Source organism: Streptomyces sp. NPDC047061 (assembly GCF_040643955.1).
GTDB lineage: Bacteria > Actinomycetota > Actinomycetes > Streptomycetales > Streptomycetaceae > Streptomyces.
The window spans coordinates 195,108-207,273 of record NZ_JBEYVI010000001.1; the positions used below are offsets into that span (position 1 = coordinate 195,108).

The window sequence follows — 12,166 nt, forward strand, 5'->3', positions numbered from 1 at the left end:
AGGGCTGCCTCGAGGCGCCGCGTGCGTCGTCATGGGCATCCTCAACGTGACCCCGGACTCGTTCTCAGACGGCGGCCTCCACGCCGACACCGCGCACGCGGTCGAGCACGGCTTTGCGCTGGCCGCGGATGGCGCCGACATCGTCGACGTCGGCGGGGAATCGACCCGTCCCGGAGCCCGCCCCGTGCCGGAAAGGGAGGAACTCGCCCGCGTTCTACCCGTCGTACGCGAACTCGCTGCCGGCGGCGTCCGCGTCAGCATCGACACCATGCACGCCTCGGTCGCCCAGGCCGCTGTGAACGCCGGCGCTTCCATGGTCAACGACGTCAGCGGGGGACTCGCCGATCCGCGTATGGCGGACATCGTCGCGGATACCGGAATGCCCTACGTCGTCATGCACTGGCGTGCGCCCAGCCACCTCATGCAACGCCACGCCGACTATCAGGACGTCGTGCAGGACGTGCCCGGGGAACTATGCCGACGCATCCAGGAACTGAGCGGCCGGGGCGTGCGCGAGGAGCAGATCGTGCTTGATCCCGGTCTGGGATTCGCCAAGCGCCCCGAACACGACTGGGCACTTTTGGCACACCTTTCGGCCCTCACCGCGCTCGGCTTGCCCGTCCTGGTCGGAGCGTCCAGGAAATCCTTTCTCACCACCCTGCACGACACCCCCTCCCCAGCTCCCGCGACCGAACGGGACGCTGCCACCACTGCGGTCTCTGCGCTCGCCGCCGCAGCGGGCGCCTGGGGGATCAGGGTGCACAACGTGCCGGCCAACCGGGACGCTGTACGGGTCGCGGCCGCCTGGCGCGCCGGCCGAACCGGAGCCGGCTGGCCAGGCGCCGCGAAGGAACACCTGGCTCAGGGCCGGTAGGCGTTCATCTCCTTCGCCAAGTCCGCGGCCGCCGCCTTCAGCTGTGCGGCGATACGCGACTCCCACTCGGCATCGGCCGCTGCCTCCGGACAGACCAGGCCGAGGCCGGCGAACATGCCCGGCTCCGGCAGGCTGACCGCGACACCCAGGGAGAGGACACCAGGCTCGCTCTCCCCGCGGTTGACGGCATAGCCGGCACCGCGCGCGATGTGCATCTGCTCAAGCAGCGCCTCGACACTCGCAATGGACTTCTCCGTCAGGGCCTGCGGAGGCGCGTCGCGGTAGAGCTGGCGCAGCTGGTCATCGCTCAGCGTTGCCAGAAGTGCCTTGCCCACGCCGGTGACGTGGGCCGGCAGCGTGTCACCGGTCCGCAGCGCAGCCCGGATGGTGCGGCGGCTTTCCACCCCGTCGACGTAGAGGACGTCCCGGCCGCGGGGCAGAGCGAGATGAGCGGTCATCTCCGTCGAGGCGGCAAGCTCGGTCAGGATCGGCCTGGCCAGGACCCGGATGTCCAGGGCGCGCACAGCTGACAGCCCGACATCGACGAGAGCGGGCCCCGGCCGAAACGCCCGGGAAGCGGAGTCCTGGCGCACGAAGTCGTAGTAGGTGAGCATCGCCATGAGCCGGTGCGCGCTCGATCGGGCGATGCCCAGCTCTGCGGCCACGTCTGCCAGGTTCAGCCGGTTGCGCTCGCTGAGCAGCAGCAGGATGCGCAGTGTGTTGTCCACCGAGGCGATCGGATAGGCGGGCGTCGCGCGGTCGCCCAGCGGCGGCATCTCGCCGAGGCGGTCGGGTGGGGTTTCCATGCGGTCAGCTTCGCATGCCGGGTACTTGCACCGCGCCTGTCTCGTTCGGTCTCTGGCAGCTCGAAGCGTGTGAGGGCAGAACCATAAGCTCGTCCTGCCGAGTCCTCCTCCGAGGAAGCGCCAGGGCCCGACCATCGCGTGCGCACATGATGGTCGGCGGGGCGTCTCGGCCCGGCCGATGGAGACAACGCTGAATGACTGATCACACCCAGACGCTCTCGCTGATCCTGAGCATGATCAGGAGCGGTTCGGCCGTGACCCGGCCGGACCTGAGCCGTCGCACCGGACTGGGCCGCACGATCATTACCCAGCGGGTGGACCAGGCGATCCAGGAGGGACTCGTGGCCGAGGGCGAGCCCGCTCCCTCCACAGGCGGCCGGCCATCCCGCGTCCTGCGGATCACGCCGGGCCGGGCCGTCGTCATCGGCGCGGTTTTCGGCGCAACCCACCTGCACGTGGCCGTCACCGATCTCGACGGCACCATCCTCGCCGACCGTCGTGTGGACTCGGACATCGACGCAGGCCCCGAGACTTCCCTGGCCACCTTGCACACGGTGTCCGCGCACCTGCTCACCCGGGAAGGCCAAGACCGGCTGTGGGGGGTGTGCGTGGGCGTGCCGGGGCCGGTCGACTTCGCGCAGGGGACGGTCGTGCAGCCTCCGATCATGTCGGGCTGGCACGGTTTCCCCCTGCGGGACCGGCTGGAGGCGCACTACCAGGTGCCGGCATGGGTCGACAACGACGCCAACCTGATGGCGCTTGGAGCCTGGAGCCGGACACGCGCCTCTGTCGGCGACAATGTCCTGCTCGTCAAGGCGAGCACCGGTATCGGGCTGGGGCTGGTCTCCAGGGGCCGGCTGCACCGGGGTGCCCGGGGCGCCGCTGGCGACCTCGGTCACACCATCGTGGCCGATGAGTCCCGCACCAAGTGCCGTTGCGGCAAGTTCGGATGCCTGGAAGCCTTCGCGGGAGGCTGGGCCCTGGCCCGGGACGCGCGTGCTGCGGGCCTGACGGGACGCAGCCGGTTCCTGGCCGAACGGCTGGAGCGGTCCGCGGCGCCCCTGGTCGTCACCGACGTACTCGACGGCTGCCGGCTAGAGGACCCGGTGTGCACCGAACTCGTGGCCAGGGCCGGTGAGCTTATCGGTGCCCAACTGGCGATCCTCGTCAGCGTCTTCAACCCCTCCACGGTCTATCTGGCCGGCCTGCTGGCGCAGGCGGGCCGGGTGTTCCGCGAGCCTCTGGCCGATGCCGTCGTCAGACGGTCCCTGCCGCTGGCCACGGACGAGCTTGTCATTGCCGAGGTCAGCCTCGACCGTCGGGAAGGCGTCATCGGCGCGGCTACCCTGGCCATTGACGAACTGCTGCAATCCGACATGCTGGGGCGGTGGCTTCCTCACGGCAGTCCTCGTGGCAGTCGTGCGCGCGACGAGGACTTCGCCAGAGTCACCTAGAGGGCATACACGGAAGATCAACCCGCCAACGGGATGCGGAGCAGGTCCCGACCGACAACCGCTTCGCTCTCGTGCCCTTGGTGGGCCCATTTCGTCCACTGCCGGACGTTGATTGGTTCGAGGCGCATGATGCCAGGTCCAATCGTTTCGCAGGTCGTGCACATGCCGTCTCGCTCTCTGACTGCGGATGAGAGTGGTTGTCCAGGGTGAGAGGCAGGACGCTGTGTGGCCTACGGGCGCTGTGGAAGCGCCTCGGTGTCCGATGCGTCCCGCACCGGACTGTCCGAGTCGGCCGAGGTGATGCCCACATCGAGCAGTGCACGCCGGACGGGAACCACGGCCAGCAGACTGACCGCGCACACACCGCCGATCAGCGCGGCGACCGCAGTCGAGGTGCCGGAGCGGGTGTAGAGGGACTCCGCCAGGAGCGGCACGATGCCGCCGCCAACGATGGAGCCGATCTGATAGCACAGCGACGCCCCGCTGTAGCGGACGGCCGCCGGGAACATCAAGGTGAGCATGGCCGGCTGGGCGCCGTTGATGAGGGAGTTAGCGAGCGCGATCAGCAGCAAGCCCGCGAAGACCAACGGCACGGTCGCGGTGTTCACCAGCAGGAACATCGGTCCTACGGCGATGACGGCGAGACCGGTCCCGGCCATGAACATCCGCTTCCTGCCCAGGCGGTCACTGGCCCGCCCGGCACCGAGCATCATCGCCATCCACGGCACACTGAGCGTCACGCTGATCCAGAGCATGGTGCCGGAGTCCAAGTCCAGCTGCCGGGTGCCGTAACTGACCATGTAGACGGACAGGAACGTGCCCAGCGTCGGGCCGGCCAAGGAAAGCAGGCTTCCCGACAGCACCTGCAAGGGCGAGCGGCGGAAGACCTCGACGAGGGGAATTCGTGCGATGTCCTGGTTCCGGCGGGCGTCCTGGAACTCCTCCGTCTCCGCGATCGACAGCCGCACCAACAGGCCGACCGCGATGAGCACCGCACTGAAGAGGAACGGCAGACGCCAGGCCCAGGCCCGCATCGCCGCGTTGGAGAAGACCTGCGTCATGAGCAGGAACGCCAGTTGAGAGACGAGGATGCCGGTGGGGATGCCGATCTGGGGGAACGCACCGTACAGCGCGCGCCGGTTCGGTGGTGCGTGCTCGACAGCCATGAGTGCGGCGCCGCCCCACTCCCCGCCCACTCCGATGCCCTGCACCAGCCGGAGCGCGACCAACAGGACCGGCGCCCACACCCCGATCACCGCGTAGGTGGGCAGCAGCCCGATGGCCGTCGTGGCAACCCCCATGGTGAGCAGGGAGAGCACCAGCATGGACTTGCGTCCGAGACGGTCCCCGAAGTGACCGGCCACCAGCGCTCCGAGCGGCCGTGCGACGAACCCGACCGCGAATGCGGCGAGCGAGGCGAGCGTGCCACCCGTATCGGACAGCTCCGGGAAGAACTGCCTGCTGAACACCAGGGCGGCCGCCAGGCCGTAGATGTTGAAGTCGTACCACTCGATCACGCTGCCGATGTAGCTGGCTAGCGCGATGCGACCGGGACCGGGACGGGACGCCATAGGGCACTCCTCCATGAGTGATCCGGCACAGCCCGTCCTGTATAGCAGTCACATATTCTGCGGTACAGACGCTCGGCATGGGTTAGTGGCCCCGCGCGGCGTCTATATCGATGTCCACCCAGCCGCCGTCGCGCGCCGAATCGACGACCGCCTGGGCGAGGCGCGCGGCCCGGAGCCCGTCGGTGAACGTCGGCAGTCCTTCGACCTGCTCCCCGCCGATCGCGGCGTAGGTGTCGGCGACGAAGTCGGCGAAGCACTCGTAGTAGCCCTGCGGATGACCGGCGGGAAGGACGGCCGAACGGCCCACGGGAGCTCCGGGCCGGGACGGGTCCCGCATCAGCACCTGATGGCTGTCGCGGCCGCCGATCCACAGGGACTCCGGGGTCTCCTGGCGGAAGGCATAGCTGGCGTCGGGGCCATCGAAGGAGAAGGACAGCGCGTTCTTGTAGCCGGCGGACGCCTGGCTGACCACGACCGAGCCGATGGCGCCGGCGTCGGTCTCGAACGTGACCACCGCCCCGTCCTCGGTGGCGACGGGCCGCACCGTGCCGTCCGCGGCCGGCCTTGCGGCAACCGCCCGCGCGAAGGCGGCGTTCACGCGGGTGATGCGCTGGCCGGTGACGAACTCGGCCAGGTCGCACCAGTGAACCCCGATGTCCCCGAACGCGCGGGTGGCGCCCCCGTCGGCCGGATCGACCCGCCAGTTGGTCGTGTCCGCGTCGGCGAGCCAGTCCTGCAGATAGCTGCCGTGGATGAGCCACGGCGGCCGGTGCCCCGGATCCGTGATGCGGGCCCGCGCCTCGCGTACGGAGGCGTAGTACCGGTACACGAACGGCACGGCGGTGACGAGATTCCGCTCGGCCGCCATTGCGGTCAGTTCCTGCGCGGTGGCCGCGTCGGTGGCCAGCGGCTTCTCGCAGACGACCGGCACGCCGGCGGTGAGCGCGGCGCGGCAGATCTCGGCGTGCGTAGCGTTGGGCGTGCACACATGCACCACGTCCACCCCGAACCGCAGAGCGTCCCCGATCGAGTCGAAGCCGCGGTCGGCGCCGAACCGCGCCGCGGCCTGCCGGCCCTTCTCGGGGGTCGACCCCACGAAGCCCACGACCTCGCCGCCCGCCGCGACGGCGGACCGTGCGTGGACGGCCCCCATGAAACCGGTGCCGACGACGGCGACGCGGAGATGACCCATAGCACGTCTCACCCTCTGCCCTTGCAGGGCTAGTGCATGAAGTGATCGAAATATCGGCATAGAGAGGCCGCTCGATCGTGGACTTTTGCTCAGATTAAGCTAAAGTCGCGGCGATTACCAAGGAGGCCGAATGACCCAGCAGAACCCCGAACCGGCCCGCCAGCCGGTGACCCTGTTCACCGGACAGTGGGCGGACCTGCCCTTCGAAGAGGTGGCCCGGCTGGCCAGCCAGTGGGGCTATGACGGACTGGAGATCGCCGCCTCTGGCGACCATCTCGACCTCGTCCGGGCCGAAGCCGACCCGGACTACGTCAAAGGCCGCCTGGACATCCTTGACCGCCACGGCCTGAAGGTCTGGGCGATCTCCCATCACCTCGGCGGGCAGGCCGTGTGCGATGACCCGATCGACTTCCGGCACCAGGCGATCCTGCGCCCGCAGATCTGGGGGGACGGCGAGGCGGAGGGCGTGCGGCAGCGGGCGGCCGAGGACATGAAGCGGGCCGCGCGTGTCGCGCGAAAGCTGGGCGCCGACACCGTGGTGGGGTTCACCGGGTCGAAGATCTGGAAGTACATGGCGATGTTCCCACCCGTGTCCCAGCAGGTCATCGACGACGGATACGAGGACTTCGCGCGCCGCTGGAACCCGATCCTGGACGTCTTCGACTCCGAGGGCGTGCGCTTCGCGCACGAGGTGCACCCCTCCGAGATCGCTTACGACTACTGGACCAGCGTGCGCGCCCTGGAGGCGATCGGCCGCCGTACGGCGTTCGGTTTCAACTGGGACCCGTCCCACTTGATGTGGCAGAACATCGACCCCGTCGGCTTCATCACCGACTTCGCCGACCGCATCTATCACGTCGACTGCAAGGACACCCGCCTGCGCCCGCCCAACGGACGGGCCGGCGTTCTCGGCTCCCACCTCGCCTGGGGTGATCCCCGGCGCGGCTGGGACTTCGTCTCCACCGGTCACGGGGACGTCCCCTGGGAGGATGCTTTCCGCGCCCTGGCTGCCATCGGCTACCAGGGACCGATCTCCGTGGAGTGGGAGGACGCTGGCATGGACCGGCTGCACGGGGCGGCCGAGGCCGTCGGTAGGATCCGCTCCGCGCTGTGGCCGCTGCCCCAGGCCGCCTTCGACGCGGCGTTCAGCAACCAGTGAGCCCTTCTGCGGGACCTGTCCAGTCGCACCGCAACGCTGGCGCCGGAACAGCGGCTGCGACGTATGGTCGTGCGGTGGATCAAAGCGCGGACGGCAGCGACGCGGCCCCCGGCCGCACATCGAAGACGTCTTCGGGCGTCCGGCAGGGCAACACGCGACGGGTCCTGGAGGCCCTGCGTCTGAACGGCCCCTCCTCCCAGGCCGCACTGGCACGCTCGACACAGCTGTCACCGGCGACGGTCAACAGCATCGTCAAAACCCTGCGCCAGCAGGGTGTCGCCCAGATCCGCCCGGTCAACGGGCGTGAGTCGCTGGTCGCTCTTGTCTCGAGCCACGGCGCCATCGCCGCGGTACAGGTTAATGTCGCCTCGCTGCGCGTCGCACTGTTCGACTTCACGGCCCAAGCGCGGTTCGACACCGCGCTCACGTTCACGGTGGACACTGAGAAGGAAAAGGGAGAAAGGGGAGGCGGCGACCCTGACCTGGTCGTCGACACCGTCCGCTCACTGGCCGCGCAGGCGGGTCTGCGTACGGAGGATCTCGCCGGTGTGGCGGTGGGCATGCAGGCTCCCCTTGCCCGGGCCACCGGAGCGGTGACCTCCTGGGCGCGCCGCCAACTGCCCGCGTGGCGCGACGTCGTCGTCGCCGAGACCTTGCAAGAAGCACTCGGCGTGCCCGTGCACGCCGAGAACGACGCCAATCTCGCCGCGCTGGCTGAATGGACCTGGGGAGCGGGACAGGGCGCAGCGGACTTTCTGTACGTGATGTGCTCCGAAGGCATCGGCGGCGGCCTCGTCATCGACGGACGGATCTACCGCGGCGGCGACGGCCTGGCAGGCGAGATCGGGCACCTGGTCCTGCAGCCCGACGGACCCGTCTGCTTTTGCGGCAGCCGCGGATGCCTGACCGCCTTTGTCTCCGAACACTCAATCCTGCTCGCTCTCAAGGAGTCGGGACACGCCCTCACCTCCCTGCGTGAGGTCATCGACCACGCGCGCCACGGCGACCCGGCCTGCCGCCGCGTCCTGTACGAGGCGGGCCGCCACCTGGGGCGTGCCTTCGCCAACACGGCCAAACTCATGGCCCCCAGCGTGGTCGCCATCGGGGGCGTCCTGCGCGAAGCGGGCCCCTTGCTCTTCGACAGTCTTGTGTCCTCTGTCGAAGTGCAGAGCCTCAAAGCCGTTTCCCCCTCGATCCGGTTCCTGCCAGCCGTTTTGGGGGAGGACTCGGTCCTGTTCGGAGGCCTGGCCATGGTGCTCACCGAGACCGGCCGGGGCGCCAGCGCCCTGCCCGCATGGGCCCGCCTCCATCAGACCATTCGAGTTCCGAATGGTCGAGCACGAAATCATTGACAAGCTGAACGCCGTTTATACGATGGCTGAAGTCAAGGGTGGCTCGAAGTGCCCACAGCACCTCGCAGTTCGCCCGAACGGGACGTTCATCTGCATGACGCGAGCCGTCGCGAGCCGAATATTCCCCTTCTGTGAAACACCATAGAAACGGCATATAGGCGCAGTGTCGGCTGCGCGCCCCCAGCCGCGGGGACACCAGGCCCCGGGCGTGACAGCACCCCTACGAGCGCTGATCGCTGACAACATCTGCCAGGCCGCCTTCCGGGTACCAGTCTGCGCAGATTCAGAATGTTCAGAACTCGAATGGTCTAAGGATCTCAATGATGAGAAGTCAACTGACGGACGTTAGCCAGGAAAAGCCGACAGCCGATGCCGCCGACGTTTCTGCGTCGGCACCGGATGCATTGGGCAGCGGCGACACGAAGATGTTCGTGCAGCTTGTCGTCATGATGCTGCTCGAGTTCGCCGTCTTCGGCTCCTGGTTCGCCACCGTCGGCCTGGTCCTCGCGACCAACGGGCTGCCCACCATCATCGGCACCGCCTTCACCCTGGCCGCCGTCGCCGCGATTGTCTCGCCGATGCTCCTGGGAGCGGTGGGCGACCGCTTCCTGTCCTCGCAGAAGGCACTCGGCCTCGCCCATCTGTTGGGCGGCGCGGTCATGCTGTTCCTGCCGGCCGTGGTCAGCGCCCGTGCGGGCGGCCTCGTCCTCGGCCTGATCTTCGTCTACATGCTGTTCTTCCAGCCCACGCTCGGTCTGACCAACGCCATCGCCTTCCGCCACCTGGGCGCGAACCAGAAGAGGTTCCCCTACATCCGGGTCTTCGGAACCGTTGGCTGGGTGGTCGCCGGGTTCGCTGTCGGCTGGATGGGCCTGTCGTCCTCGGTCAACCTCTTCTACGTCACGGCCGCCATGAGCTTCGCCCTGGGCCTGTACTCGTTCACGCTGCCCAACACCCCGCCGCCCGCCAGGGGAGTCCGCTTCGCGGTCGGAGACCTCGTCGGGGCGAAGGCGTTCCGGCTGCTGCGTCACCGCAACTACGCCGTCCTCATGGTCTGCGCCCTGTTCACCTCCGTCTCCCTCGGCGTGTACAACACCTACGCCTCCCCCTACCTCGGCGCGCTGGGCTTCTCCAACGTCGCCGGCACCCTCGCGCTCGGCCAGGCGGCTGAGGTTGCCTTCATCGTGACTGTCCCCTTCGTCCTCAAGCACGTCGGCATGAAGTGGGCGCTGTTCGCAGGCATGTGCATGTGGGGCGTGCGCCTGGCTTTCTTCATCCAAGCCGCGGACGCTGGCCACGCGGCCGCGATCGCCGCCATCGTGCTCCAGGGCATCTGCAACGACTTCTTCCTGGTCCTGGCGGCCATGTACGTCGGTCAGGTGGCGCCCGTCGAACTGATGGCGCAGGCCCAGGGCATGCTCATCCTCGTCGTGTCCGGCTTCGGACAGTGCATCGGCTCCTACGCCTCCGGCCGGATCTACGACGCGACCGTGGGCGCCCAAGCCCACAGCGTTGCCGCTGACTGGAGCGCGGTGTGGACGCTGCCCATCGGCTCGGCCCTCCTGGCCGCCCTGATCTGGGCCCTGCTGTTCAGGCAGCCCCACAAGCAGGAAGCCGTCCCGCTCGACGCGTAGGGCAGGCGGAAAGTCTCGGACGGGAGTCGGACAGTTGAGCGGAAAGGCAAGGTGACAGACATGCGGAACTCGGCCGAGAGCTCGAGCCGTAAGCCTCCGCGGACGACTCCCTGTCCAGGAGCGGGCACGCCGCACACCCTCCAGGGCCTGGTCTTCGGCGCCTGGGAGCGCAGCCAGAGGCTCGGTCTGCGTGAGGTACGGGGTCCGACGGCGTAGGACCGCCGTCATTCATCCGGACGACCGGAGCCGCCCCGACGGGCGAGGACCCTAGCCCCACAGCAGAGAAGAGTTGAAGGATCGTGAAAACAAAGCGCGCCCCCCGCAAGGAGATGGCCTCCGGCAGCGCGACCCTGGAGCCTGCCGGTGCCCGGCCCTGCGTGTCCGCCCGAGCGCAGGGCGGGTGCTGACCATGACGTCTCTCGACAAGCGCTACGACGCCATGGTCATCGGATCCGGCGCGGCGGGTAGCATCGCCGTGAAGGAGCTGACGGAGCGAGGCCTCGAGGTGCTGCTCCTGGAGGCCGGCCGTGACATCAGCGAGGCCGACTTCACTCCGCCGCCCGAAACGCAGCCCCAGGCGATGAGCATCAGCCTCGGCGGCCGGCTCCGCGCCGGCTTCAAGGGACAGTACGTCCAGGCCCGCCGGGCCATGTTCAAGGAACAGACCAGCCCGTTCCTCGTCAACGACTTCAAGCACCCCTACGCGTCCGACAGCGAATTCCTGTGGATCCGTGGCCGCCAGCTCGGCGGACGGCTCCACGCCTACGGGCGAGTGCTGCTGCGTTCCTCCGACCACGAGTTCAAAGCCGCATCGCGTGACGGACACGGCGAGGACTGGCCCATCACCTACGCCGACCTCGCCCCCTACTACGACCGGGTCGAGGAGTTCCTGGGCCTGTACGGCACCAGCGACGGCCTGCCCAACCTCCCGGACGGCAAGTACCGCGGGCCGTCCCTGCTGACAGCAGCGGAGAAGGAGTTCAAGGCCACAGTCGAGGGCCGGTGGCCGGACCGTCACGTCACACCCTGGCGGTATGCGGCCCCCAACTTGCACCGCGTCCCCCTCGGGATCGTCGCCGCCCGCAAGACAGGACGGCTGACCACCCGCACCGATGCGATCGTGCAGAAGATCACCGTCAACCCGAAGACAGGCCTCGCCGACGGCGCGGTCTTCATCGACCAGAACACGAAGAGCCAGCACCGGGTGTACGCGGATGTCGTCGTGACGTGTGCGTCGGCCATCGAGTCGGTCCGGCTCCTGCTGAACTCCGCCAACGACGCGCACCCCGACGGGCTGGCCAACTCTTCCGGTCTCCTCGGGCACTACTTCATGGACCAGACCCCGAGCCTGCTGTTCGGGGATGATCCCAACCACCCCGGATCCGAGGTGACGGATCAGGCGCCGGCCGACCCGTACTACCCGCCCATCGGCGGCGTCTACATCCCTCACTTCGACAACGTCGACGGCACCACGTCAACCGACTTCGCCCGCGGCTGGTCGGTGCAGGGAACCATCGGCCGGATGCCTGTCCCGGAAGGCGCCGGGGGCGTCGTCGGGCTCATGGGGTTCGGCGAGATGCTGCCCTACTACGGCAACCGCATCAGCGTGCATCCCCGCCGCACCGACGCGTGGGGCATTCCCATCCCGCGGATCCACCTCGCGATCACCGACAACGAGCGTGCCCTGATGCGTGCTCAGGTCCGCGGCCTGCGTGAGATGGCCGAAGCAAGCGGCTACCGCGTCAACTTCGCGGCCTCGGCACTCGGCCTGGACTCGCGGAAGATCTGGCCCAACGCCGACCCGGTCAGCCGAGCGATCTTCCGCATCGGGATCAAGCGGAGCCTGGCCATGGGCGCAGCGATCCACGAATGCGGCGGCGCACGGATGGGCAGCGACCCCGCCAAGTCGATCCTCAACGAATACAACCAGGCATGGGACATCCCCAACCTCTTCGTCACGGACGCCAGTTCCTATGTGTCGAACGGCGGAGTGGGCCCGACCCTGACGATCATGGCGCTCACCGCGCGTGCCTGCGACTACATCGCCGGCGAGCACGCGGACGGATCGCTTCACCAGCGTTCCGACCGGGCTCACTAGGGCACGGGCGGCGCCGCTCACGCCGC

9 protein-coding genes are annotated in these 12,166 nt (G+C 68.6%); 6 read left to right on the forward strand and 3 right to left on the reverse strand.

What is annotated here, in order from left to right; all coding sequences use genetic code 11:
* Positions 1-31 precede the first annotated feature (31 nt).
* Positions 32-874 (forward strand): dihydropteroate synthase, encoded by an 843-nt coding sequence (gene folP / locus ABZ887_RS00870; RefSeq protein ID WP_361281408.1) that lies wholly within the window; start codon positions 32-34, stop codon positions 872-874.
* Here folP and ABZ887_RS00875 read toward each other — a convergent pair.
* Positions 862-1,680 (reverse strand): IclR family transcriptional regulator, encoded by an 819-nt coding sequence (locus tag ABZ887_RS00875; protein WP_361281411.1) that lies wholly within the window; start codon positions 1,678-1,680, stop codon positions 862-864. The two genes, folP and ABZ887_RS00875, sit on opposite strands and share 13 nt — an antisense overlap.
* Before the next feature lie 194 nt (positions 1,681-1,874).
* Here ABZ887_RS00875 and ABZ887_RS00880 point away from each other — a divergent pair, with 194 nt between their 5' ends.
* A complete protein-coding gene (locus tag ABZ887_RS00880) occupies positions 1,875-3,134 on the forward strand; it encodes an ROK family protein (protein WP_361281413.1) in 1,260 nt (419 codons plus the stop codon).
* Positions 3,135-3,364: 230 nt separating this feature from the next.
* Here ABZ887_RS00880 and ABZ887_RS00885 read toward each other — a convergent pair whose 3' ends face one another.
* Positions 3,365-4,705, reverse strand: a complete 1,341-nt coding sequence (locus ABZ887_RS00885) for an MFS transporter (protein ID WP_361281416.1) — start codon at positions 4,703-4,705, stop codon at positions 3,365-3,367.
* A gap of 82 nt (positions 4,706-4,787) precedes the next feature.
* Positions 4,788-5,897: a Gfo/Idh/MocA family oxidoreductase gene (locus ABZ887_RS00890; RefSeq protein WP_361281419.1), complete on the reverse strand. Its 1,110-nt coding sequence runs from the start codon at positions 5,895-5,897 to the stop codon at positions 4,788-4,790.
* Between the two features lie 130 nt (positions 5,898-6,027).
* On the opposite strand from ABZ887_RS00890, the gene ABZ887_RS00895 reads away from it, so the two are divergent.
* From ABZ887_RS00895 to ABZ887_RS00910, 4 genes are all read left to right on the forward strand, one after another.
* Positions 6,028-7,056, forward strand: a complete 1,029-nt coding sequence (locus tag ABZ887_RS00895) for a sugar phosphate isomerase/epimerase (RefSeq protein WP_361281421.1) — start codon at positions 6,028-6,030, stop codon at positions 7,054-7,056.
* 74 nt (positions 7,057-7,130) lie between these two features.
* Positions 7,131-8,408 (forward strand): ROK family transcriptional regulator, encoded by a 1,278-nt coding sequence (locus ABZ887_RS00900; protein WP_361281423.1) that lies wholly within the window; start codon positions 7,131-7,133, stop codon positions 8,406-8,408.
* A 425-nt stretch (positions 8,409-8,833) separates the two neighbouring features.
* A complete protein-coding gene (locus ABZ887_RS00905; RefSeq protein ID WP_361281425.1) occupies positions 8,834-10,042 on the forward strand; it encodes an MFS transporter in 1,209 nt (402 codons plus the stop codon).
* Between the two features lie 409 nt (positions 10,043-10,451).
* Positions 10,452-12,140 carry a GMC family oxidoreductase gene (locus ABZ887_RS00910; RefSeq protein ID WP_361281427.1) on the forward strand — a complete coding sequence of 563 codons (1,689 nt, stop codon included), beginning with the start codon at positions 10,452-10,454 and terminating at the stop codon, positions 12,138-12,140.
* Positions 12,141-12,166 lie beyond the last annotated feature (26 nt).

What these genes read in the sequence shown, in the direction of transcription:
- folP (WP_361281408.1), top strand. Translation starts at nt 32, where the DNA reads ATGGGCATCCTCAACGTGACCCCGGACTCGTTCTCAGACGGCGGCCTC.
- ABZ887_RS00890 (WP_361281419.1), bottom strand. Translation starts at nt 5,897, where the DNA reads ATGGGTCATCTCCGCGTCGCCGTCGTCGGCACCGGTTTCATGGGGGCC.
- ABZ887_RS00895 (WP_361281421.1), top strand. Translation starts at nt 6,028, where the DNA reads ATGACCCAGCAGAACCCCGAACCGGCCCGCCAGCCGGTGACCCTGTTC.
- ABZ887_RS00905 (WP_361281425.1), top strand. Translation starts at nt 8,834, where the DNA reads ATGTTCGTGCAGCTTGTCGTCATGATGCTGCTCGAGTTCGCCGTCTTC.
- ABZ887_RS00875 (WP_361281411.1), bottom strand. Translation starts at nt 1,680, where the DNA reads ATGGAAACCCCACCCGACCGCCTCGGCGAGATGCCGCCGCTGGGCGAC.
- ABZ887_RS00880 (WP_361281413.1), top strand. Translation starts at nt 1,875, where the DNA reads ATGACTGATCACACCCAGACGCTCTCGCTGATCCTGAGCATGATCAGG.
- ABZ887_RS00885 (WP_361281416.1), bottom strand. Translation starts at nt 4,705, where the DNA reads ATGGCGTCCCGTCCCGGTCCCGGTCGCATCGCGCTAGCCAGCTACATC.
- ABZ887_RS00910 (WP_361281427.1), top strand. Translation starts at nt 10,452, where the DNA reads ATGACGTCTCTCGACAAGCGCTACGACGCCATGGTCATCGGATCCGGC.